This window comes from Lysobacter capsici, from assembly GCF_014779555.2.
In the GTDB taxonomy this organism is placed as follows: Bacteria; Pseudomonadota; Gammaproteobacteria; order Xanthomonadales; family Xanthomonadaceae; genus Lysobacter; species Lysobacter capsici.
Genome location: NZ_CP094357.1, coordinates 2,829,149 through 2,854,886, shown reverse-complemented (window position 1 = coordinate 2,854,886; position 25,738 = coordinate 2,829,149). Strand labels below are relative to the sequence as shown.

Genomic DNA, 25,738 nt, shown 5'->3' with positions numbered 1-25,738 from the left:
TAAGATCGACGCCGTCATCCCATCCGTACAGGACGTACAAAATCCATGAGCCTCAAGGGATTGCGGCTTTTAGCGCTGATCGTGTCGATGGTGTTGGTCGGGTACGGCCTGATTCGTATCTCCACCGGCCTTCGACATGGCTATGCCTGGTCGGAGATGGACTGGAATCTCGACGGCGTCACTTCGGCTTCCGAACTGATCGCCGCAAGCGACATCGGCATGCGCCGGACCGAATACGGCGATTTGCGCTGCAAGGAATATTTCAGTCTCAAGGACGGCCTGCCGTTGAGGACGATATGTCCTGTCGACGAGGCGGCGGTTGCGCCTCGAGACAAAGCCGAGATGCCCAGGTAATCGATCTCGACCGCGGGTTCAGCGCGGCAATGTGGCTCCGAACGCCTGACGCCGCATACCGACTCCATCGAGATGGATCAGCATCACGCTAATCCACGGCGCGCGGATCGCGATACGCCCTGCGGGTACGCGTTGGCGATGAAGACCGCTCGCATGCAGCGTCCACCCGTCTCGCAAGCCGGAGCGGGCCGGTTACCGACTGCGGGATGGCTCGCCTATGCTCAGGGATTGGCTTCGCCCTGCCCCGCCTGCCAACCGCCACCCAGCGCCTGGATCAACGCGACCGCGGTGGTCTGGCGATCGCGGGTCGCCTGGGCCAGCGATTGCCGCGCCGACAACGCGGCGGTCTGCGCGACCACCACGTCGGTGTAGGCGACCAGGCCGCTCTTGTAGCGGTTCAAGGCGATGCGCTCGGCTTCGTCGGCCGATTGCGAGGCCTGTGTGTAGAAGCCGGTGCGTTCGACCAGCACGCGGGTGGCGACCAATTGGTCCTCGACGTCCTGGAACGCGGTCAATGCGGTCTGCCGGTACTGGGCCACGGTCTGGTCGTATGCGGCGCGCGCCGCGTCGCGGGTGGCGCGGCGCGCGCCCGCGTCGAACAAGGTCTGGGCCAGGGCCACGCCGAGCGACCACAGGCTCGATGGCGCATCGAACAAACGTCCGAGCTGCGAGGCGCCGCCGCCGCGCGAAGCGCTCAGGGTGAAGCTCGGGAAGAACGCGGCCTGGGCGGCGCCGACTTCGGCATTGGCCGCGGCCACTCGGCGTTCGGCCGCGGCGATATCGGGACGACGCTGCAACAATTCGGACGCCACGCCCGCCGGCAACTCGGGCACCTGCGCGCGCCAGGTCGGATCGGGCGCGAGGGCGAAATCGGCCGGCGTTTTTCCGACCAGCACCGCGATCGCATGTTCGAGCTGCGCGCGTTGCTGGGTCAGGTTCGTCAGGCTGGCCTGGGCATTGGCCAACTGGGTCTGCGCCTGCAACACGTCGCTCTTGGCCGCGATCGCGGCGGCATAGCGATTGCCGGTGATGGTCAAGGCGCGCTGATAAGCCGCGACCGTCGACTGCAACAGCCCGGTTTCGATATCGGTTTCGCGCAACTGGAAATAGTTCGCCGCCAGTTCGCCTTGCGCGGCCAATCGCGCCGAGGCCAGATCCGCCGCGCTGGCATCGGCCTGCGCGCGCGCACCTTCGACACCGCGCCGGATGCGGCCCCATACATCGGGCTCCCAACTCGCCCCGATGTCGTAGCGATAGGTCTGGCCGACGCTGGAACCGCTGCTGCCGGGGCTGCGCGCGCGAGTCCCCGAACCGTCCAGGCTCACGCTCGGAAACAAGGCCGCGCGCTGCTCGCGCACCAATGCCCTCGCCTGCCGATACGCGGCTTCGGCCGCGGCGAGATTCTGGTTCGACACCTCGACCTGCGCCATCAATCCGTCCAGCGCCGGATCGTGGAACACCGACCACCACGCACCGCGATCGCTCGCGTCGGCCGGCGCCGCGGGGTTCCAGTCCTTGGCCGGTTCGCCTCGCGCTTCCTTGTACTCGGCCGGCACGGCCAGACTTGGTCGCACATAGTCCGGTCCGGCGGCGCAACCGCTCACCACCGTAACCACCAACGCGATAAGCACCCCATGAGCGCGCATCCGATCTCCTAAGCGCCTTGCGCGTGCAGGCCGTCGTCGCCCAGGCGCGACAGCGAAGCTTCGTTGCGACCGGGCCGGCGCAACCGGTCGAGGTAGTAATAGACCACCGGCGTGGTCAGCAAGGTCAGCACCTGGCTGGCCATCAAGCCGCCGATGATCGCCACGCCCAGGGGCTGACGCAGCTCGGCGCCTTCGCCGAAGCCAATCGCAAGCGGCAGCGCGCCCAAGGCGGCGGCGAGCGTGGTCATCAGGATGGGCCTGAACCGCAACATCGACGCCTCATAGATCGCATCGCGCGCCGACAATCCGCGCGCCCGCTCGCTCTCCAACGCGAAGTCGATGATCAGGATCGCGTTCTTCTTGACGATGCCGATCAGCAGCACCAGCCCGATCAAGGCGATCACCGAGAACTCCATGCGCAGCAGCATCAACGCCAGCACCGCGCCGATCCCGGCCGACGGCAGGGTCGATAGCACGGTGATCGGATGGATCATGCTTTCGTAAAGGATGCCGAGCACGATATAGATCGCCACGATCGCCGCCAGGATCAGGATCGGCTGGCTCTTGGTGGTGTCCTGGAAGGCCTTGGCGGTGCCCTGGAAACTGCCGTGGACATTGGCCGGCATGCCGATCTGCGCCTGTGCGCGGGCGATCGCGTCCTGCGCGTCGCTGAGCGAACGGCCCGGCGCGAGGTTGAACGAAATAGTCGTCGCCAGCTGCGCGTCCTGATGGTTGATCGAGGTCGCCGCGGCGGCATCGGAAAATTTCGCGATCGCCGACAACGGCACCATCTGCCGCGCACTCTGGGTCAGCGCGCTGCCCTGCGAGGCGTTGCGCACCGGCGAGGCGGTCGGGCCGGACTGCGCCTGCACGCCGGTGCTGGCCGGTGTCGCGTTGTTGGCCGGCACGTACACGTCGTTGAGCGCGGACGGATCGCGCGCATAGGCCGGATCGACTTCCTGGATCACGTGGTACTGGTTGAGGTTCTTGTAGATGGTCGACACCTGGCGCTGGCCGAAGGCGTCGTACAGCACGTTGTCGATATCGGCCGGCGTGATCCCCAATCGCGAAGCGGTGGCGCGATCGATCTGCACATACGACTCCACGCCGTGGGCCTGGGTGTCGGAATCGATATCGGTCAATTCGGCCTGCTGCTTCATCGCCGCGGCCAGCTTGTCGGCCCAGGTGCGCAGCGCATCGCTGCTGTCGGCCTTGAGCGTGTACTGATAGCTCGCATTGCTCTGGCGCCCGCCCAGGCGTACGTCCTGGACCGGATTGAGGAACAAGGTCGCCCCCGCGATGCGCATCAGCCGCGGGCGCAGGCGCGCGATCACCTGCTCGCTGCTGTCCTTGCGCCCGGGCTTGGGCTTGAGGGTGACGAAGATGAAGCCGCCGCCGGCGCGCGAGCCGCCGGTGAAACCGACCACGGTCGCGACCGCCGGGTCCTTGCGCACCACATCGACGATTTGCTTGAGCTTGCCCTGCATGGCCTGGAAGGAAATGCTCTGGTCCGCGCGCAAGCCGCCGTTCAACTGGCCGGTGTCCTGTTCGGGGAAAAAACCCTTGGGGATCGCCACGAACAGATACGCGTTCAAGCCAACCACCAGCACCAAGGTGGCGAGCATCAGCGCCGCGTGGTCCAGCGCCCAGCGCAGGCTCGCGCCGTAGGCGCGATGGGCGCGGTCGAACTGGCGGTCGAAGAACGCGCCGATCCGGCCCGGCGGTTTTTCCTGCGAATGCGGGCGCAGCAGATACGCGCACATCATCGGCGTGGTGGTCAGCGACACCAGTAGCGAGATCAGCACCGCCGCCGACAACGTCACCGCGAACTCGCGGAACAGGCGCCCGACGATCCCGCCCATGAACAACAGCGGGATGAACACCGCGACCAGCGACAGACTGATCGAGACCACGGTGAAGCCGACCTCGCGCGCGCCCAGCAGCGCGGCTTCGAAGCGGTCCATGCCCTGTTCGAGATGGCGGCTGGTGTTTTCCAGCACCACGATTGCGTCGTCGACGACGAAGCCGGTGGCGATGGTCAACGCCATCAAGCTCAGGTTGTTGAGGCTGAAACCCAGCAGGTACATCACCGCGACCGCGCCGAGGATCGACACGGTCACCGCGACCGCCGGCACCACCGTCGCGCGCCAGCTGCGCAGGAATACGCTGACCACCAGGATCACCAGGATCAAGGCGATCACCAGGGTCGCGGCGACTTCCTCCAGCGAAGCGCGGATCGTGTTGGTGCGATCGGACGCGATCGACAATTCGATATCCGCCGGCAACTGCTTCTTCAGCACCGGCAGCGCCGCGCGCACGCCATCGACCGTGCGGATGATGTTGGCCCCGGGCTGACGGCTGATCACCGCCACCACCGCCGACTCGCCGTTGAACAGGCCCAGGGTGTGGACGTCCTCGACGCCGTCGATCACCCGCGCCACATCGCGCAGGCGCACCGGCGCGGCATCGCGCCAGGCCACCACCAGATCGCGGAAATCCGCGGCGCTCTGGCCGCTGTCGTTGGTGTAGATCTGGAACGCATGATCGGCGTTCTCGACCACGCCCTTGGGCCGGTTGGCGTTGGCCGCGGAGATCGCCGCGCGGATGTCCTCCAGGCCGATGCCGTAACGCGACAAGGCATACGGCACGATCTCGACCCGCACCGCCGGCAGCGAACCGCCACCGATCTCGACATCGCCGACGCCTTCGACCTGCGCCAGCGTTTGTTGCACGATGTTGGTGGCGGCCTCGTAGATCTGCCCGGGCGTGCGGCTCTTGGAGGTCATCGCCACGATCATGATCGGCGCATCGGCCGGGTTGACCTTGCGATAGGCCGGATTGCTCTTGAGCGTGGCCGGCAGATCGCCACGCGCGGCGTTGATCGCCGCCATCACGTCGCGCGCGGCGCCGTCGATGCTGCGGTCGAGATCGAACTGCAAGGTCACCCGGGCCTGACCGGTGGAGCTTTGCGACGTCATCTCGGTGACGTCGGCGATCGTGCCCAGCCGGCGCTCCAGCGGCGTGGCCACGTTCGAGGCCATGGTCTGAGGGCTGGCGCCGGGCAGATTGGCGCTGACCGAAACGGTCGGGAAATCGACCTGCGGCAGCGGCGACACCGGCAGATTGAAGAAGGCCGCGACACCGCTCAACGCCAGACCGATGGTCAGCAGCACGGTGCCGATCGGACGGCGCACGAACGGCGCGGACAGGTTCATGGCGGCGATTGCGCGGAGCTGGACGGATCAGCCGACGCGGCCGGATCGTTCGCGCGCGAAGACCGGTCGCGCCGACGCCGCGCCAACCGGTCGAACGCCAGATACACCACCGGCGTGGTGAACAAGGTCAGGATCTGACTGAGGATCAGGCCGCCGAAGATCGCCACGCCCAGCGGACGGCGCAGTTCCGAACCCTCGCCCCAGCCCAGCATCAGCGGCAATGCGGCGAACAACGCCGCCAGCGTGGTCATCAGGATCGGCCGGAAGCGCAGCAGCGCGGCCTGATGGATCGCCTCGCGCGGCGCGCGGCCCTGCTCGCGTTCGGCGTCGATGGCGAAGTCGATCATCATGATCGCGTTCTTCTTGACGATGCCGATCAGCAGGATGATGCCGATGATCCCGATCACGCCCAGATCCGATCCGGTCAGCATCAGCGCAAGCAACGCGCCCACGCCGGCCGACGGCAGCGTCGACAGAATCGTCAACGGATGGATATAGCTCTCGTACAACACGCCCAGCACGATGTAGACGCAGATCACCGCGGCCAGGATCAGCCACAGTTCGTTCTGCAACGAGGCTTCGTAGGCGTTGGCCGCGCCTAGGAAGGACAGGCTGATCCCGGCCGGCAAGCCGGCATCGGCGGCGGTCTTGCGGATCGCATCCACCGCGGTGCCCAGCGATACGCCCGGCGCGGTATCGAAGCCGACCGTCGCCGCCGGGAACTGGGCGACGTGGTTGACCTGCAGCGGCGCGGCGCGTTCCTGGATCTGCGCGATCGCCGCCAGCGGCGTGGGCGCGTTCGCGGTCGGCAGATGCAAGCGGCCCAGGTCGGCCGGTTGCGTGGCCAGGCCGGGCTGCGCTTCCAGGATCACCCGGTACTGGGTGGTCTCGTTGAAGATGGTCGAAACGATGCGCTGACCGAACGCGCTGTACAGCGCTTCGTCGACGGTCGACGCGCTGATGTTCAGGCGCGCGGCGCTGTCGCGGTCGATCGACACGTACGCGGCCGAACCGGTCGCGCCGGCATCGGTGATCACGTTGCGCAGCTGCGGCAACCCGCGCAGTTTGTCGACCAGCGCGTTGGCGGTGCGATCGACCGCGGCCTGATCCGAACCCTGGATCGAGAAGCGGTTCTGGGTCGGCCCGGTTTCCGCGTCGATGGTCAAGTCCTGCACCGGCTGCACGTACAAGGTCACCCCGGCCACCGCCGAAGCGCGCTCGCGCAGCTGCTGCATGATCTGCTGCTGCGAGCCGCTGCGATCTTGCTTGAGATTGATCAGCATGCGTCCGGCCGACAGCAGCGTGGTGTTGGCGCCGTCCACGCCAATGTAGGCGCTCAGCGAGGCGACATCGGGATCACGCAGCAACGCGCGCGCCACGTCCTGCTGCACCCGCGCCATGCCGGCGTAAGACACTTGGTGGCTGTAGCGCACCTCGACCTGCAACTGGCCGGTGTCCTGCATTGGGAACAGGCCCTTGGGAATCACGATGTACAGCAGCACGGTCAGCGCCAGCGTCGCCAACGCCACGATCAAGGTCGCGCCCTGACGGTCGAGCACCCAGTCCAGGGCCACGCCGTAACGGTCGATCAGGCGCTGGAAGCGGTCCGGACGTTCGGGTTCGCCCGCCTCGGCATGGGCCTTGGGCTTGAGCCAGCGCGCCGCCAGCATCGGCGTCAAGGTCAACGACACCACCGCCGAAATCACGATGGTGATCGCAAGGGTGATGGCGAATTCGCGGAACAAACGCCCGACCACGTCGCCCATGAACAACAGCGGGATCAGCACCGCGATCAACGACACCGTCAGCGAGATGATGGTGAAGCCGATCTGGCGCGCGCCCTTGAGCGCGGCCTCGAACGGCGGCTCGCCTTCCTCGATGTAGCGCGAGATGTTCTCGATCATGACGATCGCATCGTCGACCACGAACCCGGTGGCGATGGTCAGCGCCATCAGGCTGAGGTTGTCGAGACTGAAACCCAGCAGATACATCGCGCCGAACGTGCCGATCAGCGAGATCGGCACCGCCAGACTGGCGATCACCGTCGCCGCGACGCTGCGCAAAAACACCAGGATCACCGCCACCACCAGCGCGATCGCCAGCAGCAGTTCGAATTCGACATCGCGCACCGACGCGCGGATGCCGGTGGTGCGGTCGCTGAGCACCTCGACCTTGAGCCCGGCCGGCAAGCCCGCCTGCAACTCCGGCAGGCGCGCCTTGATCGCATCGACGGTGGCGATCACGTTCGCGCCGGGCTGGCGCTGCACGTTGACGATGATCGCCGGAGTCAGCCCGGACCAGGCGCCCAGGCGGACGTTCTCGGCGCTTTCGATCACGTTGGCGACATCGCGCAAACGGATCGGCGCGCCGTCGCGGTAGGCGACGATCAGTTGTTTGTATTGCTCGGCGTCGGTGAGCTGGTCGTTGGCGTCGATGGTGTAGGACCGGCTCGGCCCGTCGAAACTGCCCTTGGCGCCGCTGGCGTTGCCGTTGGCGATCACCGTGCGCAGGCTGTCGATGCCCAGCCCGTACGACGCCAGCAACTGCGGATCGGCCTGGATGCGCACCGCCGGCCGGTTGCCGCCGCTGAGCGACACCAACCCCACGCCGCCGACCTGGGAAATACTCTGCGCCAGGCGCGTGTTGACCAGATCCTGCACCTGAGTCAGCGCGATCGTGTCGGAGGTCACCGCCAATGTCAGCACCGGCGCATCGGCCGGATTGACCTTGGCGTATACCGGCGGCGCCGGCAGATCGGCGGGGAGCAGGTTGCCGCCGGCGTTGATCGCGGCCTGCACTTCCTGTTCGGCCACGTCGAGGGTTTCGTCCAGGTCGAACTGCAAGGTGATGACCGACGCGCCCGCCGCGCTGGTCGAACTCATCCGCCGCAGGCCGGACATCTGCCCGAACTGACGCTCCAGCGGCGCGGTCACGGTGTGCGCCATTACCTCGGGGCTGGCGCCCGGGTACAGGGTCTGCACCTGGATGGTCGGGTAATCGACTTCCGGCAAGGCCGACAGCGGCAGCAGCCGGAAACCGGCCAGACCGGCCAGCACGATCGCCGCCATCAGCAGCGAGGTCGCGACCGGTCGCAGGATGAAGGGCCGCGAGGGATTCATTGCGCGCCGCTGCGGCCGCCGGCTCTGCGTTCGCCTCGCGGCTTGGCGGATGCGGCATCGCCCGCGCCGCTGCCCTTACCCGAGCCGGCCGCGGCATCCTCGGGCAAACGCACCGTGGCGCCGTCGGTGAGTTGATCGCCGCCGGAGATCACCACCTTCTCGCCCGCGCGCAGACCCTGCGCGACCGACACCGAATCGCCCGAGGCCGGCCCGCGCTTGACCGTGCGCAGCGAAGCCTTGCGGTCGGCGCCGACCACATACACGAAGTCGCCCTTCGGCCCGGTGCGCAGCGCCGCCGACGGCACCACGATCGCGTTGTTCAAGGTATCCAGCAGCACGCGCACGTTGACGAACTGACTCGGAAACAAACGCGCGTCGGCATTGCCGAAACGCGCCTTGGCCTTGACCGTGCCGGTGGTCGGGTCGATGACATTGTCCAAAGTCAGAAACTGGCCCTGACCGAGCACCTGGGTGCGGGTGCGGTCGAGCACCGTCACCGCCGGCGCATCGCCCCGCGCCAGCCGCGCCTGGATCCGCGGCAGATCGTCCTGCGGCGCGGTGAATTCGACATCGATCGGCGTGACCGCGGCGATCACCGCGACCCCGGCCGCGTCGCCGGAGGTCACGTAATTGCCCAGATCGACCACGCGCAGACCCACGCGTCCGGCGATCGGCGCCTTGACCTGACTGTAATCGAGATTGAGCTTGGCGGTGCCGACCGCGGCCTCATCGGTGGCGACCACGCCGGTCAGCTGATTCACGGTCGCGGCCTGCGTGTCGACGTCCTGACGCGCGATCGAGTCCTGCTTGAGCAGCGTCTGATAACGCTGCAAGGTCAACTGCGCCACGCGCAATTGCGCCTGATCGCGGACCAGGCTGCCCTGCGCTTGCTGCAGGGCCAGTTGGAACGGCCGCGGGTCGATGCTCAGCAGCACCTGCCCCTTCGCCACCGTCTGGCCTTCCTTGAACGCGATATCGACGATGTTGCCCGAGACCTGCGGCCGCACCGTCACCATCGCCAACGGCGTGACCGTGCCTAGCGCTTCGAGCGTGATCGGGATCGAGCCGGCCCGGGCGACGGCGATGCCGACCGTCGCGGTCGGCCGCCGATTGCCGCGCTCCTCGCTCGCGCGCCCATGCACCAGCCACCAGACCAGCGCGATCAGCACCAGCACGCCGAGGATCGTCAGTCGCCATCCGCCACGCCGGGGCGGCGCATCGGGGGAATGAGCTTGCGGCGTCGTGCCCATAGGCCTGCCTGCATCCGCTTGATTCGTGAGATTCGGATAAAGCTAACGCGCGAAGCCCGATTGCGTTGTCCGTATTACAGAACCGTAATGCACGGCCAATGTTCGGAAGACCGTGTGAACGTGGTGTGGTGGCTCGGGCAGCGAGCCACCTGTTCCGGCCGAGCGCGGCCGTGAATGATCGAGGATGGGTCGACCGTATCGCGAGCGATGCCCGCGATCAGGTCCGCGGCTGATCCAGCACGACCTCGCGACTGAGCGGGTCGACCCGCACCTTCACCGTCGCGCCGGGCACGATCTGCGCCACCCGGACCGGACTCAAGGCCGCCACGATCTCGGTCACGAACCCTTCCACGCCGTCGGCGGCGGCGACCTGCAACCGCAGCCGCACCAACAGATAAATGGCATCGACGCGTCCGCCGGTATCGGCCGCGTCGAGCACCTGCGCGGTCGTCGCCACGCCCTCGCGTTGCAGACGTTGCTCGAGCGCAACATTGGTGACCTTGTCGATGACCTGCCTTTGCAGCTTCATGATCGCGAACGCGCCGACCGGAACCGCGATCAGCGGCACGACGACGATCAACACTGTCAACACGATCAACAACACAGTCATGGTGCGGCGCGGTCGCGCGAGTCGCCCGGGGAACGCCGAGCATACGCAAGCCATGCCTCGACCGCCAAAAACCCCGCGCCGAGGCGCAACCGCCGATGGCTTGCCCACGCCTGCCCGCCGCATCGCATGGATATCGCCATGCGCCACCGAATGTACATGATGAAACAGGCCGATCGCGAGCATTCACGCCACGGCCGGCGTCGCGGTACGCAAACGAGACCGGGGACATTTTCATCTCGGCACCCGTGGCCATCGCATCCGTAACGTCGAAGCGGTCCGCGGATGAAAATGCAAGCGTCGGTTTGCACGCATTTTCGGAAACGGCAAGCACGTTTCACACTTGCGATCACACATCGCGAATTTCCCTTAAAACAAGGGACATTGCGCCAACACCGACGACCCGATTCACGCCGCGATCACAAGGTCGATTCTGTGATCTAGCACATCGGCCAATGCGATACGCATCGCTACTTCGAGCAACAAACGACCCGAATCGTTGACCGACCTGACAACAGGACGTAACACTGTGTTGGCAACGTGCAGCAACGCACCAACACGCACCACAGCGGCTCGCTCACTAACTAAAAAAATAGCGAACCGCTTCGCCACACCCGTCCGCACCGTCCGAATCCAGTGCGCGACCACCCTTCTCGTGACACGGAGCAAGTCGATTGAAGAATTCCAACCTACGACGCGTGGGATCCCGCTTACGTCCGGTTCCACCTGGCCAGACTCCGCCCGACTTTTCGTTCGCGCCGTCCGGCGCGCGGTCGCCGGCACGCATCGACGCAAACGGTATCCGCACCGCGCCGGAACGCTGTCCAGGATGACCCTCGGGCGATCGCGCGGCGCTGAGCGGATCCGCATCTAGATCCCAAGCTTCGCCCGACGCCATGGATCCAACCGGCCAACGGATGGTTTGCGCTTGCGCACGCCACGGGCGTGTTCGCATCGTCGCGGGCGAACGCTTCATGCATCCACGCTTATCGCCGCGATCGCCGGAGCATGCGCGAGCACCGCCTGCGATCGCGAGACGAACGACGGCGTCGCGACGATTCGGCTTGGCATGGCGCGAAGCGATATCGCGCCCGCGGCGCCGATAAGCCGGACCATGCCGCGCGCCGATCGCGCTCCTGACGCCTGTTGCTGCGCTTGCACTCCCCGTATTCGACCCGAACCGAGACAGCGCACATGACTGAGCTCAATTTTCACGGTCGCAAGACCCTGCCCGCCCGGGGCCAGCCCTGGAACGAACTGCAGGTCGCCATGTCGGACATGCGCGGCGACGACCCCGACTGGCGCTACGGCCCGCCCTTGAACGTGTACTACGCCGGCGAGGACGTGCTCGACGTCGCCCGCCGCGCCTACGCCATGTTCATCTGTGAGGATGCGCTGGCGCCGGCGGCGTTTCCCAGCCTGCGCCGGATGCAGGACGACATCGTCGCCATTTCGCTGTCGCTGCTCGGCGGCGGCGACGACGCGGTCGGCACCATGACCAGCGGCGGCAGCGAAAGCATCGTGCTCGCGGTACGCAGCGCGCATCGCGCGTTCCGCGCGCGCCATCCCGGCGTGCGTCGCCCGCATCTGCTGATGCCGTCCAGCGCGCATCCGGCCTACGACAAGGCCGCCGATCTGATGGGCGTGGACGTGGTGCGGGTGTCGATCGGCGGCGACTACCGCGCCAGCGTCGACGTGCTGGCGCAGTGCATTTCCTCGGAAACCATGATGATCGTCGCCTCGGCTCCGTCGCTGCCGTTCGGCGCCATCGACCCGGTCGAGGACATCGCCCGACTCGCGCGCGAATACGAGGTGTGGCTGCACGTGGACGCCTGCGTCGGCGGCTTCCTCGCCCCGCACGTGGCGTGCTTCCTGCCCGGACTGCCGCGTTTCGACCTGAGCATTCCCGGCGTGCGTTCGCTGTCGGCCGACCTGCACAAGTTCGGTTACGCCGCCAAGGGCGCGTCGGTGCTGTTGTATGCCGACGCCGAGGATCAGGAGTACCAGCACTTTGAATACTTCGACTGGCCCAAGGGTGTCTACCGCACTGACACCCTGAGCGGCACGCGTCCGGGCGGCGCGGTCGCCGCGGCCTGGGCGGTGCTGCATTACCTGGGCGAATCGGGCTATCGCGCCCTGGCCCAGCGGGTGATGCACATCCGCGACCGCTACATCGAAGGTATCGAGCGCATTCCCGGATTGCACCTGCTCGGCGCGCCGCATCTGAGCGTGATCGCGTTCGGCTCCGACGAATACGACATCCACCTGATCGGCGACGCGATGCAGGCGCGCGGCTGGCCCGTCAGCCGCCTGTCCAATCCGGCCGCCTTGCACCTGACCCTGACTCCGGGCCACGACCAGAGCATGGACGCTTACCTCAGCGACCTGGAGCGCGCCGTCCACCAACGCGAACGCGGCGCGCTGCGTTCGCAATCGCGGACGGTGGTCGCGTACTGAGACGCCGACCATGCCGGATCATGCGTCCTCGATCCGGTATGCGATCCCCCTCTTCTTTCGATACCCGCAGGAGCCGCACATGAGCAATCCCTTCGAAGACCCCAACGGCACCTTCCTGGTTCTGGTCAACGACGAGAACCAGCATTCGCTATGGCCCGAATTCGCCGAAATCCCGGCCGGCTGGCGCAGCGTCCACGGCCCGGCCGAGCGCCAGACGTGCCTGGACTACGTCGAGAAGAATTGGACGGATATGCGTCCTTTGAGTCTGATCAAGGCGATGGAGCAGCATGGAGGTTGAAGTCGCGGCGTGGCTGAGTAATCAGCCGCGCAGGTAGCTGGCGAGACGGCAAGAGAATCGTACGTTGCGTCGCCCTGGCTCGTGACTCTCACCACCGCGAACCCCACTTCTTCGCGACCGCTCTGGCTCGTCATCCCCGCGAAGGCGGGGATCCAGAGACTTCAGAGTCATGTCGCGGTGAAGCCCCTGGATCCCCGCCTTCGCGGGGATGACGGCTTGGGAAGTTCAGCAATATCAAGTCAGACGGTAACCCGCTATCAGCGCTCCTACCTACTCGTCATTCCCGCGAACGCGGGAATGACGATGTCAATTCACGAAGCGATCTGGCACCAACGCTGGCGTCTTAGGAGATGCAATGACGTCCAAGGACGAAATCGATGAGGCCTGTCAAAGATGACGGTAGGGACAAGCCCTCACCCACGCCCCATCAACTACGAATATTCAAAGCCCGGTTGACCCCCAGCGCCGCCATCGTGCAAACCGCGCCCGACAACAGATACACGCCGACAAACCCCAGCCCGAAGTGCGCGCACAACCCCAGCGCCACCAGCGGTGCGAACGCCGCGCCGATCAACCAGGCCAGGTCCGAGGTCAACGCCGCGCCGGTGTAGCGATACTTCGAACCGAAGTTCGCGGTCACCGAACCGGCGGCCTGGCCGTAGGACAGGCCCAGCAGCACGAAGCCGATCAGGATGAACACGTCCTGGCCCAGTTCGCCCGAGCCCAGCAGAGTCGGCGCGAAACCGCTGAACATCGCGATCGCCGCGGCCAATGCGGCCAAGGTGCGCGGACGGCCGAAGCGGTCGGCGATCAAGCCCGACGCCACCACCGCGCCCGCGGCCAGACAGGCGCCGACGATCTGCACCACCAGGAACTGGCTCACCGACTGGTCCGAGTACAGCAGGATCCACGACAGCGGGAAAATCGTCACGATGTGGAACAGCGCATAGCTCGCCAGCGCGGCGAACGCGCCGATCACCACATGCCGGCCCTTGGCCTGGAACAGTTCCAGCACCGGCGTGGGCTCGAGTTCGTGCTCGCCCAGTTCGCGGGCGTATTCGTGGGTGACGACCAGACGCAGACGCGCGAACAGCGCGACCACGTTGATCGCGAACGCGGCGAAGAACGGATAACGCCAGCCCCAGTCGAGGAAGTCGGCGCGCGGCAGGCTGGTGTTGAGATAGGCGAACAGCGCGGCGGCGATGATGAAGCCGACCGGCGCACCGAGCTGACCGAGCATCGCGTACCAGCCGCGGCGTTCCTTCGGCGCATTGAGCGCGAGCAACGACGGCAGGCCGTCCCACGATCCGCCGAGTGCGATGCCCTGGCCGATCCGGAACAAGGACAGCAGCACGATCGACAACGAACCGGCCGTACCGAAACTCGGCAGGAACGCGATGCCCGCGGTGCAAGTGCCGAGCAGGAACAAGGCGATGGTGAGCTTGGTGCTGCGGTCCCACCGGCGCTGGATCCACATGAACGTGACCGTGCCGATCGGCCGCGCGATGAACGCCAGCGAGAAGATCGCGAACGACCACAGCGTGCCTTCGAGCTTGCCCAGGAACGGGAAAAAGAGCGACGGGAACACCAGCACCGAGGCGATGCCGTAGACGAAGAAGTCGAAGTACTCCGAGGCGCGGCCGATCACCACGCCGACCGCGATGTCGCCCGGCGCCACTTCGGCATGCGAACCGGTGTCGTGGACCGACACGGTCTGGGAGGAATCCGGGTTTGCGAGATTTGGCGTATGCATCGTCGAGTCGGCTTGTGGTGCGTGGAGCGATCGGGCCTGATCGATTTGCCGATGCAGGCGGATACGTTCAGTTATGGCGAGAATCGGGAATCGGGAATCGGGAATCGGGAATCGGGAATCGGGAATCGGGAATCGGGAATCGGGAAGAGCGTAGCGCGCCATGTCTGCAAAACGCGTAAATAACCCGAGGCAACGCAATTGTCAGACCTAGCAATCTTTACCCAACGTCATTCCCGCGAAAGCGGGCTCCGCTTTACTTCGGCGGAGCCGAACATCCAGGGCCTTTCGTGCGAGAACGCCTGAAGTCACTGGATTCCCGCGTTCGCGGGAATGACGTTCTGGATGGCAGCGCGGCGTCGGGCCAATCATCACCCGACCTCCACATCACCCGACACCATCACACCCATTCCCGGGAACGCCGCTAGCTTCCCACCACCCGCCCGGCGCTGCCATAGGACAAAACGTCCAATCGTCGTCACAGTCTCGCGGCTCTACAGTGCGCCCATCGCCGCCCCGCCGCGGCTTCGCTCGTGCGATGCGCTGCCCGATGACCATGGTCAAATCTCTGTTAAGCCGCCTGCTTTCACGCCGCCCGCCCGCTGCCGGCGCGCTCGGTGACGGCGCGCCCTCGCGCGGCCTGCGCTCAAGCCGCACGCCCGCCGACGGAACATTCAGGACGTTGCTAAGCAGGACGTTGCGTCCGCTGCTCGCCGTGGCCGCCCTGACGCTGCTGGCCGGCTGCAACACCCTCGTGCTGAATCCGCCCGGCGACGTGGCGGCCCAGCAAGGCGACCTCATCGTGGTGTCGACCGTGCTGATGCTGCTGATCATCGTGCCGGTGATCGGGCTGACGCTGTTCTTCGCCTGGCGCTATCGCGCATCCAACAAGAGCGCGACCTACAAGCCCGACTGGGACCATTCGACCCAGCTCGAGCTGCTGATCTGGGCCGCGCCGCTGCTGATCATCATCGTGCTCGGCGCGATCACCTGGGTCAGCACCCACACCCTCGATCCCTATCGCCCGCTGCACCGCGTCGCCGCCGGCCGCCCGGTTCCGGCCGACGTCAAGCCGCTGGTGGTCGAAGTGGTCGCGCTGGATTGGAAGTGGCTGTTCCTGTACCCGGAACAGAACATCGCCACGGTCAACGAACTGGCCGCGCCGGTCGATCGGCCGATCCACTTCAAGATCACCGCCTCGACCGTGATGAACTCGTTCTACATCCCCGCCCTGGCCGGCCAGATCTACGCCATGCCGGGCATGGAAACCCAGTTGCACGCGGTGATGAATGCGCCGGGCAACTACGAAGGCTTCTCGGCGAACTACAGCGGCGCCGGTTTCTCCGGCATGCGTTTCCGCTTCCACGGCATGGATCAGGCCGGCTTCGACCAGTGGGTCGCGCAGAACCGCGCCAGCGGCAACACCCTGCAGCGCGCCGATTATCTCAAGCTCGAGATGCCCAGCGAAAAGGAATCGGTGCGCCGCTACGGCGCGGTCGCGCCGGGCCTGTACAAGGCGATCCTCAACCGCTGCGTCGACTCATCGAAGATGTGCATGGACGAGATGATGATGATCGACGCCAGCGGCGGCCTGGGCCTGAACACCAACGCGCTGGCGCCGCGACGCAAGGGCGACCTGCGCGGCGGCCCGGTGGTGACCTCGGCGATGTGCGTGACCGAACCGACCGCGACGCCGAACTGGGGCGTCGCCTCGCTGGCGCCGTGATCGCGGCGCATCGCATAGCCGAATTGATCGCAACGAATCGAATTCAAGCAAGGCGCGCAGACCGCGCGCCGAGTCCGCGAGCGGACTTCCGGAGTTGAAGATGTCTGACCAATCCAACCTCACCCAGTCGATCTTCGGCCGGCTCAGCTGGGACGCGATCCCGCTGCACGAGCCGATCCTGATCGCCACCTTCGCCATGGTCGTGCTCGGCGGCCTGGCCGTGCTCGCGCTGATCACCCGCTACAAGCTGTGGGGGTATCTGTGGAAGGAATGGTTCACCAGCATCGATCACAAGAAGATCGGCATCATGTACATGGTGCTGGGCTTGGTGATGCTGCTGCGCGGCTTCGCCGACGCGCTGATGATGCGCCTGCAGCAGGCGATGGCCTTCGGCGATAACGCCGGCTATCTGCCGCCGGAACACTACGATCAGATCTTCACCGCGCACGGCGTGATCATGATCTTTTTCGTGGCCATGCCGCTGGTCACCGGCTTCATGAACTACCTGGTGCCGCTGCAGATCGGTGCGCGCGACGTCGCCTTCCCCTTCCTCAACAACTTCAGCTTCTGGATGACCGCCTGCGGCGCCGGGCTGGTGATGCTGTCGCTGTTCGTCGGCGAGTTCGCCAAGACCGGCTGGCTGGCGTATCCGCCGCTGTCGGGCATCGCCTACAGTCCCGGGGTCGGGGTCGACTACTACATATGGGCGCTGCAGATAGCCGGCGTGGGCACCTTGCTATCGGGCATCAACCTGATCGCGACCATCGTCAAGATGCGCGCGCCCGGCATGACCATGATGCGCATGCCGGTGTTCACCTGGACCTCGCTGTGCACCAACGTGCTGATCGTCGCCGCGTTCCCGGTGCTGACCGCGGTGCTGCTGCTGTTGTCGCTGGACCGCTACGCCGGCACCAACTTCTTCACGAACGATCTCGGCGGCAACCCGATGATGTACGTGAACCTGATCTGGATCTGGGGCCACCCGGAGGTCTACATCCTGATCCTGCCGTGCTTCGGCATCTTCTCCGAGATCGTCTCGACCTTCAGCGGCAAGCGCCTGTTCGGCTACGCCTCGATGGTCTACGCGACCGTGGTGATCACGATCCTGTCGTACCTGGTGTGGCTGCACCACTTCTTCACCATGGGCTCGGGCGCCAGCGTCAACTCGTTCTTCGGCATCACCACGATGATCATCTCGATCCCCACGGGGGCGAAGATCTTCAACTGGCTGTTCACCATGTACCGCGGCCGCATCCGCTTCGAAGTGCCGATGCTGTGGACGATCGGCTTCATGGTCACCTTCACCATCGGCGGCATGACCGGCGTGCTGCTGGCGGTGCCGCCGGCCGACTTCGTCCTGCACAACAGCCTGTTCCTGATCGCCCACTTCCATAACGTGATCATCGGCGGCGTGCTGTTCGGCCTGTTCGCCGGCATCAACTTCTGGTGGCCCAAGGCATTCGGCTTCAAGCTCGATGCGTTCTGGGGCAAATGCTCGTTCTGGTTCTGGATCACTGGCTTCTTCTTCGCCTTCATGCCGCTGTACGTGCTGGGCCTGATGGGCGTGACCCGCCGCGTCAATCACTTCGAAGACCCGTCCCTGCAGATCTGGTTCATCATCGCCGCGTTCGGCGCGGTGCTGATCGCGCTGGGCATCGCCAGCATGCTGATCCAGTTCGTTGTCAGCATCCGCCGCCGCCACGAACTGCGCGACGAAACCGGCGATCCGTGGCAGGGCCGCACGCTGGAATGGTCGACCTCCTCGCCGCCGCCGGACTACAACTTCGCCTTCACCCCGGTGGTGCACGACAACGACGCCTGGCACGACATGAAGCAGCGCGGCTATCAGCGTCCGCGGTCGGGCTTCCTCGACGTGCACATGCCCAAGAACACCGCCGCCGGCCTGGTCATCGCCGTGCTCAGCACGATCTGCGCGTTCGGCCTGATCTGGCAGATGTGGCTGTTCGCCGGCGTGGCCTTCGCCGCGATGCTGATCGCCGCGATCGTGCACACCTTCAACTACAAGCGCGACTACCACATCCCGGCGGCCGAAGTGACGGCCACCGAGGACAAGTACACGCAGCAACTGGCCGCCGCCCATGTCTGACGCACACGCCATCGCCACCCACACCGCCGACGGACGTCCGGTCTTCTTCGACGCCCAGGGCAAGCATCATCCGCAAAACGGCACCCTGCTCGGGTTCTGGCTGTACCTGATGAGCGACTGCCTGGTGTTCGCCTGCCTGTTCGCGGTCTACGGCGTGCTCGGCCGCAGCTACGCGGCCGGCCCGTCGGGCGCGGATCTGTTCGATCTGCAACTGGTCGCGATCAACACCTCGATGCTGCTGCTGTCGTCGATCACCTACGGCTTCGCGATGATCTCGATGAAGCGGCGCAAACTCGCCGCGGTACAGGGCTGGCTGGCGATCACCGGCGTGTTCGGCCTGGCCTTCATCGGCCTGGAACTGTACGAGTTCGCGCATCTGATCCATGAAGGCGCCGGCCCGCAGCGCAGCGCGTTCCTGTCCTCGTTCTTCGCCCTGGTCGGCACCCACGGCCTGCACGTGACCTTCGGCATCGTCTGGCTGGTCACCTTGATGGCGCAGCTCGGCAAACACGGTCTGACCGTGGAAAACCGCCGCCGCCTGATGTGCCTGTCGATGTTCTGGCATTTCCTCGACGTCGTGTGGATCGGCGTCTTCACCTTCGTTTACCTGATGGGAGTGCTGCCGTGAGCCATCCGGTCGCCCCGCAACACCACGACAACGATCATGCCCACGCGCACGGCCACGACAGCGCGCACGACGACGGCGACGATTACCACGGCACCATCGGCGGTTATGCGATCGGTTTCGTGCTGTCGCTGATCCTCACCGCGATCCCGTTCTGGCTGGTGATGGCCAAGGTGCTGCCGAGCTCGGGCATGACCGCGTTCGTGGTCCTGGCCTTCGCGGTCGTGCAGATCGTCGTGCACATGGTCTACTTCCTGCACATGAACACGAAGTCGGAGGGCGGTTGGAACATGCTCGCGCTGATCTTCACCCTGGTGCTGGTGGTGATCATGCTGGCCGGCTCGCTGTGGGTCATGCATCACCTCAACACCAACATGATGCCGATGCCGCACGATATGCGGAACATGCCCTGATTCGGGATTCGGGATTCGGGATTCGGGATTCGAAATTTTGCTCGTCATTCCCGCGAAGGCGGGAATCCAGCGACTTTCGTGCGAGTGCCGTCAAAGTCACTGGATTCCCGCGTTCGCGGGAATGACGGGCAAAAGCGGCATGACTGCGAAGTCCGCGCACCTGCCTTCACGCGATGACGAGTAAATCGGCCCCACTCTGAAGTCGAGCAGCACCGAACGCCCCACCGGCGATTCATGAAGAGGTCCCGAGCATGACCGCGACCACCAAGCGCCCGCGCAGCCGCTTCGCCCTGGCGGCCGTGTCGTTGCTGTTCCTCGCCGCCTTCGCGGGCCTGATCGCACTGGGCGTGTGGCAAATCCAGCGCCGCGCCTGGAAACTCGACCTGATCCAGCGCGTCGACGCGCGCGTACACGCCCCGCCCGGCGCCGCGCCCGGCCCGGCCGACTGGCCCACCGTCAGCGCCGATCGCGACGAGTACAAGCATGTCCAGCTCGAAGGCCAGTACCTGCCGGTCGCGGCCACGCGCGTGCAGGCGGTCGCCGAACTCGGCCCGGGTTTCTGGCTGCTGCAGCCGTTCCAGACCACCGGCGGCGACATCGTCCTGATCAACCGCGGCTTCGTGCCGAACAAGCGCAAGGCCGCCGAAGCCGACGCAGCGCCCAGCGACACCCACGTCACCGGCCTGCTGCGCCTGAGCGAGCCCGGCGGCGGTTTCCTGCGCAAGAACGCGCCGGCGCAGAACCGCTGGTACTCGCGCGACGTGCAGGCGATCGCGGCCAGGCTCGGCCTCAAACAGGTCGCGCCCTACTTCATCGACGCCGATCGCGCCGCGCCGCTGCCGAGCGATCCCAAGGTCGAGCCGACTTGGCCGGTCGGCGGGCTGACGGTGATAAAGTTTCCCAACAGCCACCTGTCCTACGCATTGACCTGGTTCGCGCTGGCGCTGATGGTCGTGTTCGCCGCCTGGCGCGTGTACCTGGAAGAGCGCCGCCGGCGACGCAGCCACGGCGCCTAGAGTCGAACTGGAACCGATGCCGTAACCAATCGATCCGATCGCCGTTATCGTCGTCGCCCGCAGCGCTCCGAATTACCTCGCCCCGCGCCACCCCGCTTCCGCTACCGGCCCACACACCATGCAGGACAGCCCCATCACCGGCCCCGCTCCTGGCATGGCCCCGCTGACCGCCTCGCAGGACGGCACCGGGGTCAAGAACATGCACCAGTTGATCCAGCTGCGCTGGATCGCGGTGATCGGCCAGGTCGCGACCATCGTGTTCGTGCATTTCGGTTTCGGCATCCGCCTGCCGCTGATGCCGATGGCGATCGTGCTGGCCTGCCTGGCCGCGTTCAACCTGGTCAGCATGCTGCGCTGGCGGCATCGCGAGGAAGTCACCAACGGCGCGCTGTTCCTCGCCCTGCTGGTCGATGTGCTGACCCTAACCGCGCAGTTGTACCTCAGCGGCGGCGCGGCCAATCCGTTCGTGTTCCTGTACCTGCTGCAGGTGGTGCTGGCGGCGGTGCTGCTGCGCTCGTGGGCAAGCTGGGCGGTGGTGTTCGTGACCAGCGCCTGCTTCATCGCCCTGACCACGTTCGCCGGCCCGGTGGTGATCCCGGCCGACCCGACCCGCGGCCTCGCCGATCCCTATGTGCAGGGCATGCTGTTGTGCTTCGTGCTCAACGCGACCTTGCTGGTGGTGTTCATCACCCGCATCGGCCGGATCCTGCGCGCGCGCGACGCGCGCCTGGCCGACCTGCGCCAGCGCGCCGCCGAGGAAGAACACATCGTGCGCATGGGCCTGCTGGCGTCGGGCGCCGCGCATGAACTCGGCACGCCGCTGGCGACCTTGTCGGTGATCCTCGGCGACTGGCGCCACATGCCGCCGTTCACCCAGCAGCCCGAGCTGCTGCAGGAACTCGACGAAATGCAGACCCAGCTGCACCGCTGCAAGAGCATCGTCACCGGCATCCTGCTGTCGGCCGGCGAAACCCGCGGCGAGGCGCCCGAGGAGACCACCGTGGCGGCATTTCTGGACGACTTGGTCGGCGAATGGCGCAGCACCCGTCCGGTGCGCGGATTCGACTACGAGAACAGCTTCGGCGAGGATGCGGTCATCATTTCCGACTCCGGCCTCAAGCAGATGATCTGCAACGTGCTCGACAACGCGCTGGAAGCCTCGCCCGGCTGGGTCGGGCTGGAAGCCTGGCGCGACGAGGACAAGCTGGTGCTGCGGGTCAGCGACGCCGGCCCGGGTTTCGCCCCGGCGATGCTGTCGCACTTCGGCAAACCGTACCAATCCAGCAAGGGACGCCCCGGCGGCGGCCTGGGCCTGTTCCTGTCGCTCAACGTGGTCCGCCAGCTCGGCGGCAGCATCGCCGCGCGCAATCGCGAACCCAGCGGCGCGGTAGTGACCATGAGCCTGCCGTTGTCGTCGTTGAGCGTGAGCGAGGCCGAGCATGAGTGAGCACGACGACACCGAAGTCCCCCTCGACGACGATGCGCTCGACGGCGACGACGCGCGCCGCCTGCTGATCGTCGAGGACGATGCCGCGTTCGCGCGCACCCTGACCCGTTCGTTCGAGCGCCGCGGCTACATCGTGCACAACGCGAGCCATCTGGCCGACGTGGAAAAATTGCTGGAAACCCACAGCCCCGGCTATGCGGTGGTCGACCTGAAACTGGCCGGCGGCGATTCCGGCCTGGCCTGCGTGCAGGCGCTGCACGAGCACGACCCGGACATGCTGATCGTGGTGCTGACCGGTTACGCCAGCATCGCCACCGCGGTCGAAGCGATCAAGCTCGGCGCTTGCCACTACCTGGCCAAGCCGTCCAACACCGACGACATCGAAGCCGCGTTCGGCCGCGCCGCCGGCGACGCCACGGTCGAACTGACCGAGCGCCAGACCTCGATCAAGACCCTGGAATGGGAACGCATCCACGAGATGCTGGCCGCGACCGACTTCAACATCTCCGAGACCGCGCGCCGGCTCGGCATGCATCGGCGCACCCTGGCGCGCAAGCTCGGCAAGCATCGGGTCAAGTAGGCGCGCGACGGATTCGCTGCGCACTCATCGGTCGGGATCGCACCGCGCCTGGCCGCGGCGAGGCTTCTTTCAAACGGCCGACCGACGCATCGCATCTCAAGGACCGAGCGCGCCGGCCCGGACCTCAGACGAACCCATGCTCCCGCGCCAGCCGCGTCAGCCCGATGTGGCTGCGCGCGCCGAGCTTCTCCATCGCCGTCGCCCGCATCGCGCGCACCGTCGACTGGGGCATTTTCAGGACCTTGGCGATGCCGCGGACATCGCTGCCCTGCAGGCGCATATGGATCACCATCAGCTCGCGCGCGCTCAGGCGATCGAACGGCGAGCGCGCCACCAGGCTCGTAGACCCCGGCAGCGCTTCGTCCAGGTAACGCCGTCCCCGCGCCACCTCGCGCACCGCCTCCAGTACCCGGCCCGGCGGCGACGACTTCGACACGAAGCCCAGCGCGCCGGCCGCCAGCAGCATCCGCGACACCGGCCCGCGCTCGCGCATCGACACCACCAGGACGCGGAAGGTCGGATCGAAATCCAGCAACTTGCGCGTGACCGTCAATCCATCGCTCGTGCCCAGATCGAAATCGCTGACCACCACGTCCGGCGCCGAGAACGGAATCATCCGCAACGCCATGTCGACGTCGCTCGCCTCGCCGATCACCTTGACGTCGCCATCGCCCTCGATCATCAGGCGCAGCGCCATGCGCGCGAGCGAATGATCATCGACCATGAACACATGAATCATGCCGGCCAGCCTTCCCTGTGAAGTCGAGCATCAATCCGATCCGCGCCGCGGCGGCCGAACGGAACCTCGCGTCCGCCCATCCGCCCAGCCTGCAACCGCCTCATCCATTTTCACCATCGGACAAGGGCCGGCAAGACACGGTGAAGCCGCGCCGCCGGGAACCGCTACCTGAAGTTGCGATACACGGCGCTCCACGGACGACTTCATCGCGCAGTCAGCCGGCCCTGATCCGGTAGTTGCACGCGGCGAGCATATCAATTCCACACAAAATCAATCCAGCTTCAGGCAGATGTCTACAACAAGCTGAAAATAGACGAAAAAACCGGCCCCAGGATTGATTTCGCGCCCCCCATCTGGTTTCTATTGTGAAACGCAGGACGCCGCGTCAAGCAAGCACGAATCCACCGGAGCGTGGATTTATTACCAGGGGGACCACCGCATGAACGCTCAGCCGCCGCGCGCCGCTTCGCACGCCCGTTCGTCGCACGCCGCCGCCTCGCCGGCCCGGCCTCGCGCCCGCGCCACCGCGCCCATCGCCCTCGCCCTGGCCGGCCTGTTCGCCGCCACGCCAACGCGCGCGCAAATGGTCGTCAACGACCCACCGGCCCTGGTCGCGCACATCCAGAACATCGCCAAGAACGTGATCGAGTTCGGCAAGCAGGCCGAACGCTGGACCGCGACGGCGAACCACTACAAGCAGCAACTGGTCAAGCTGCAGAAGCTGCAGATCAGCAACTCGCAGATGGTCGACGACTTCCCCGAGCGCCCCGGCAACTACGGCATGGAAGACCGTTGCCCGGGTTCCGGCGGCGGGTTGGACGGCTTGCGCGGCCAGTTCAGCCCGCAGATGGACGGCGACATCGTCAAGCAGCAACTGGCCCTGTGCCAGCGCGCCGTGCTTGCCGAGAACGCCAAGTACAACGACTCGGTGCGCATGCTCAAGCTGCTGATCCGGCGCAACAACGAGTTCGGCGACATCAATACCCAACGCGACAGCGTCGGCGAAAGCCAGGGCGCGCTGGCCGCCAACGACAACGAAGCCCAGCGCTTCATGATCCGCACCCAGATGGACCTGGATTACTGGCAGGCCCGCATGCGCGCCTACGACGACTACATCCTGGCGCTGCAGAACGATCAGTCCCGCCTTGCCCGTCGCGCACTGGAAGGCCGCAAGGACGGCAGCGGCATCGGCCGGGTGATCGGCACCGACTCGATCAAGAGCGCCTTCTCGTTCTGATCCCGGCGATCGCCAACTTCCAAGCTCGAAGGAACGGCTCATGGATGCACTGCTTTGCCTGCACGACTGGCTCAACCCGCATGCGCAGGGCGTGGGCGACTTCGCCTTCTTCAAACTGATCAGCGAGTACTTCGATCACAAGATCGACCAGTTCGGCCTGCGCCTGATGGCGCGGATGATGCAGTGGGTCGGCGCGATCTCGCTGACCCTGGTGACGCTGTGGGTGATGATCGCCGGCTACCGCATGGCCACCGGCCAGTCGCGCGATTCGATGATGGGCCTGGTGGTCAGCATGACCCGGATCGCGGTCATCCTGTCGGTCGCCACCAGCATGGCCTGGGGCGGCACCAACCTGCACCGCTTCGTCACCGTAGACCTGGACCGCGAAATCCACTCGCTGTTCGTCGGCAGCGCGCAGAGCAGCAGCGACGCGATCGACAAGAACCTCGCCTTCATGCAGGTCGCGCTGAGCGCGATCGACGCGGTGCAGGTGCCCGACAAGGACCCCGCCCTGCAGCGCAAGAAAGAGCAGGCCCTGCTGTTCGCCGGCATCGGCACCGCCAGCCCGCCGATGGCCGCCGGCGCGATGCAGCTGCTGTTCAAGTTCTCCATCGCCCTGTCGATCGGCCTGGCGCCGCTGTTCATCCTGTGCTTGGTCTTCGAACAAACCAAGGACCTGTTCCGACGATGGCTGCTCTACACCATCGGCACGCTGTTCTCGATGTCGCTGCTGAGCGTGGTGACCGGCTGGGTGATGGAACTGATGGCGAAGATCGCGGTGTTGCTGTGGGTCAACAAGGCCTTGAACGGCATCCTGGGCAGCGCCGCCGAGGGAATGACCACGCAGGCGATGTTCCAGGGCGGCATCGGCCTGCTGATGACGGTGCTGATCGTGACCGCCCCGCCGCTGGCTGCGGCCTATTTCCAGGGGACGCTGGGGAACTTCATGTCGTATTCGGCGTTTGCTGGGAAGGATCCCGGGAAGGACAGGAATGCTGAGGTGGCGGCGCCACCCACACAAAAAATCGAAAACGAGACAAAAACAGGCGGCGTTTCTCGACCAGAAACTGGATATATGGGCGGCAAGAATGGTGAAAATTTGCCTCAACAGGACAAAGTCAAAAACACTCCACGAGATAAAGATTGAGGTCC

Annotated in this window: 19 protein-coding genes; 12 read left to right on the top strand and 7 right to left on the bottom strand. The window is 65.9% G+C overall.

Features of this window, described 5'->3' with window-relative positions; all coding sequences use genetic code 11:
- The first annotated feature begins 45 nt into the window (after positions 1-45).
- The gene (locus IEQ11_RS11995; protein WP_191820562.1) at positions 46-354 is read left to right on the top strand and encodes a hypothetical protein; all 309 of its coding nucleotides are present in this window, start codon (positions 46-48) and stop codon (positions 352-354) included.
- A gap of 221 nt (positions 355-575) precedes the next feature.
- Here the strand turns inward: IEQ11_RS11995 and IEQ11_RS11990 are convergent, their stop codons facing one another.
- The 5 genes from IEQ11_RS11990 to IEQ11_RS11970 all read right to left on the bottom strand — a co-directional run bounded on the left by IEQ11_RS11990 (position 576) and on the right by IEQ11_RS11970 (position 10,377).
- Positions 576-2,000, bottom strand: a complete 1,425-nt coding sequence (locus IEQ11_RS11990; RefSeq protein WP_191820561.1) for an efflux transporter outer membrane subunit — start codon at positions 1,998-2,000, stop codon at positions 576-578.
- 8 nt (positions 2,001-2,008) lie between these two features.
- Complete coding sequence (locus tag IEQ11_RS11985) at positions 2,009-5,215, bottom strand: efflux RND transporter permease subunit (protein WP_191820560.1); 3,207 nt, start codon at positions 5,213-5,215, stop codon at positions 2,009-2,011.
- Positions 5,212-8,334, bottom strand: coding sequence for an efflux RND transporter permease subunit (locus tag IEQ11_RS11980; RefSeq protein WP_191820559.1), 3,123 nt, complete (start codon positions 8,332-8,334; stop codon positions 5,212-5,214). Before IEQ11_RS11980 ends, IEQ11_RS11985 begins: the two co-directional genes overlap by 4 nt.
- A complete protein-coding gene (locus IEQ11_RS11975) occupies positions 8,331-9,509 on the bottom strand; it encodes an efflux RND transporter periplasmic adaptor subunit (protein WP_247024815.1) in 1,179 nt (392 codons plus the stop codon). The genes IEQ11_RS11980 and IEQ11_RS11975 overlap by 4 nt, the downstream gene beginning before the upstream one ends.
- A gap of 292 nt (positions 9,510-9,801) precedes the next feature.
- Positions 9,802-10,377 (bottom strand): hypothetical protein, encoded by a 576-nt coding sequence (locus IEQ11_RS11970; RefSeq protein ID WP_191820721.1) that lies wholly within the window; start codon positions 10,375-10,377, stop codon positions 9,802-9,804.
- Between the two features lie 1,008 nt (positions 10,378-11,385).
- Between IEQ11_RS11970 and IEQ11_RS11965 the strand changes: the two genes are divergently transcribed.
- Positions 11,386-12,648 carry a pyridoxal phosphate-dependent decarboxylase family protein gene (locus IEQ11_RS11965; protein ID WP_191820557.1) on the top strand — a complete coding sequence of 421 codons (1,263 nt, stop codon included), beginning with the start codon at positions 11,386-11,388 and terminating at the stop codon, positions 12,646-12,648.
- Between the two features lie 79 nt (positions 12,649-12,727).
- Positions 12,728-12,946 (top strand): MbtH family protein, encoded by a 219-nt coding sequence (locus tag IEQ11_RS11960; RefSeq protein ID WP_096414496.1) that lies wholly within the window; start codon positions 12,728-12,730, stop codon positions 12,944-12,946.
- Between the two features lie 427 nt (positions 12,947-13,373).
- On the opposite strand, the gene IEQ11_RS11955 is transcribed toward IEQ11_RS11960, so the two are convergent.
- Complete coding sequence (locus IEQ11_RS11955; protein WP_191820556.1) at positions 13,374-14,699, bottom strand: MFS transporter; 1,326 nt, start codon at positions 14,697-14,699, stop codon at positions 13,374-13,376.
- A gap of 712 nt (positions 14,700-15,411) precedes the next feature.
- On the opposite strand from IEQ11_RS11955, the gene cyoA reads away from it, so the two are divergent.
- The 7 genes from cyoA (at position 15,412) to IEQ11_RS11920 (ending at position 22,610) form a co-directional block, all read left to right on the top strand.
- The gene (gene cyoA, locus IEQ11_RS11950) at positions 15,412-16,422 is read left to right on the top strand and encodes a ubiquinol oxidase subunit II (RefSeq protein ID WP_247024813.1); all 1,011 of its coding nucleotides are present in this window, start codon (positions 15,412-15,414) and stop codon (positions 16,420-16,422) included.
- Between the two features lie 100 nt (positions 16,423-16,522).
- Complete coding sequence (gene cyoB / locus IEQ11_RS11945; RefSeq protein ID WP_096418349.1) at positions 16,523-18,529, top strand: cytochrome o ubiquinol oxidase subunit I; 2,007 nt, start codon at positions 16,523-16,525, stop codon at positions 18,527-18,529.
- Complete coding sequence (gene cyoC, locus IEQ11_RS11940; protein ID WP_036107338.1) at positions 18,522-19,157, top strand: cytochrome o ubiquinol oxidase subunit III; 636 nt, start codon at positions 18,522-18,524, stop codon at positions 19,155-19,157. The genes cyoB and cyoC overlap by 8 nt, the downstream gene beginning before the upstream one ends.
- The gene (gene cyoD, locus IEQ11_RS11935; RefSeq protein ID WP_191822540.1) at positions 19,154-19,567 is read left to right on the top strand and encodes a cytochrome o ubiquinol oxidase subunit IV; all 414 of its coding nucleotides are present in this window, start codon (positions 19,154-19,156) and stop codon (positions 19,565-19,567) included. The genes cyoC and cyoD overlap by 4 nt, the downstream gene beginning before the upstream one ends.
- Before the next feature lie 251 nt (positions 19,568-19,818).
- Positions 19,819-20,583, top strand: a complete 765-nt coding sequence (locus tag IEQ11_RS11930) for an SURF1 family protein (RefSeq protein WP_191822541.1) — start codon at positions 19,819-19,821, stop codon at positions 20,581-20,583.
- A gap of 154 nt (positions 20,584-20,737) precedes the next feature.
- On the top strand, positions 20,738-22,030 hold the full coding sequence (locus IEQ11_RS11925) for an ATP-binding protein (protein WP_232526313.1): 1,293 nt from the start codon (positions 20,738-20,740) through the stop codon (positions 22,028-22,030).
- The gene (locus tag IEQ11_RS11920) at positions 22,023-22,610 is read left to right on the top strand and encodes a response regulator transcription factor (RefSeq protein ID WP_082124310.1); all 588 of its coding nucleotides are present in this window, start codon (positions 22,023-22,025) and stop codon (positions 22,608-22,610) included. Before IEQ11_RS11925 ends, IEQ11_RS11920 begins: the two co-directional genes overlap by 8 nt.
- A gap of 124 nt (positions 22,611-22,734) precedes the next feature.
- Here IEQ11_RS11920 and IEQ11_RS11915 read toward each other — a convergent pair whose 3' ends face one another.
- Positions 22,735-23,349, bottom strand: a complete 615-nt coding sequence (locus IEQ11_RS11915) for a response regulator (RefSeq protein WP_096414491.1) — start codon at positions 23,347-23,349, stop codon at positions 22,735-22,737.
- 439 nt (positions 23,350-23,788) lie between these two features.
- Here IEQ11_RS11915 and IEQ11_RS11910 point away from each other — a divergent pair, with 439 nt between their 5' ends.
- Both IEQ11_RS11910 and IEQ11_RS11905 read left to right on the top strand, forming a co-directional pair.
- Complete coding sequence (locus IEQ11_RS11910) at positions 23,789-24,586, top strand: hypothetical protein (protein WP_228464785.1); 798 nt, start codon at positions 23,789-23,791, stop codon at positions 24,584-24,586.
- A 91-nt stretch (positions 24,587-24,677) separates the two neighbouring features.
- Entirely contained in the window at positions 24,678-25,733 is a 1,056-nt protein-coding gene (locus IEQ11_RS11905) for a TrbL/VirB6 family protein (RefSeq protein ID WP_191822542.1), read from the top strand.
- Positions 25,734-25,738 lie beyond the last annotated feature (5 nt).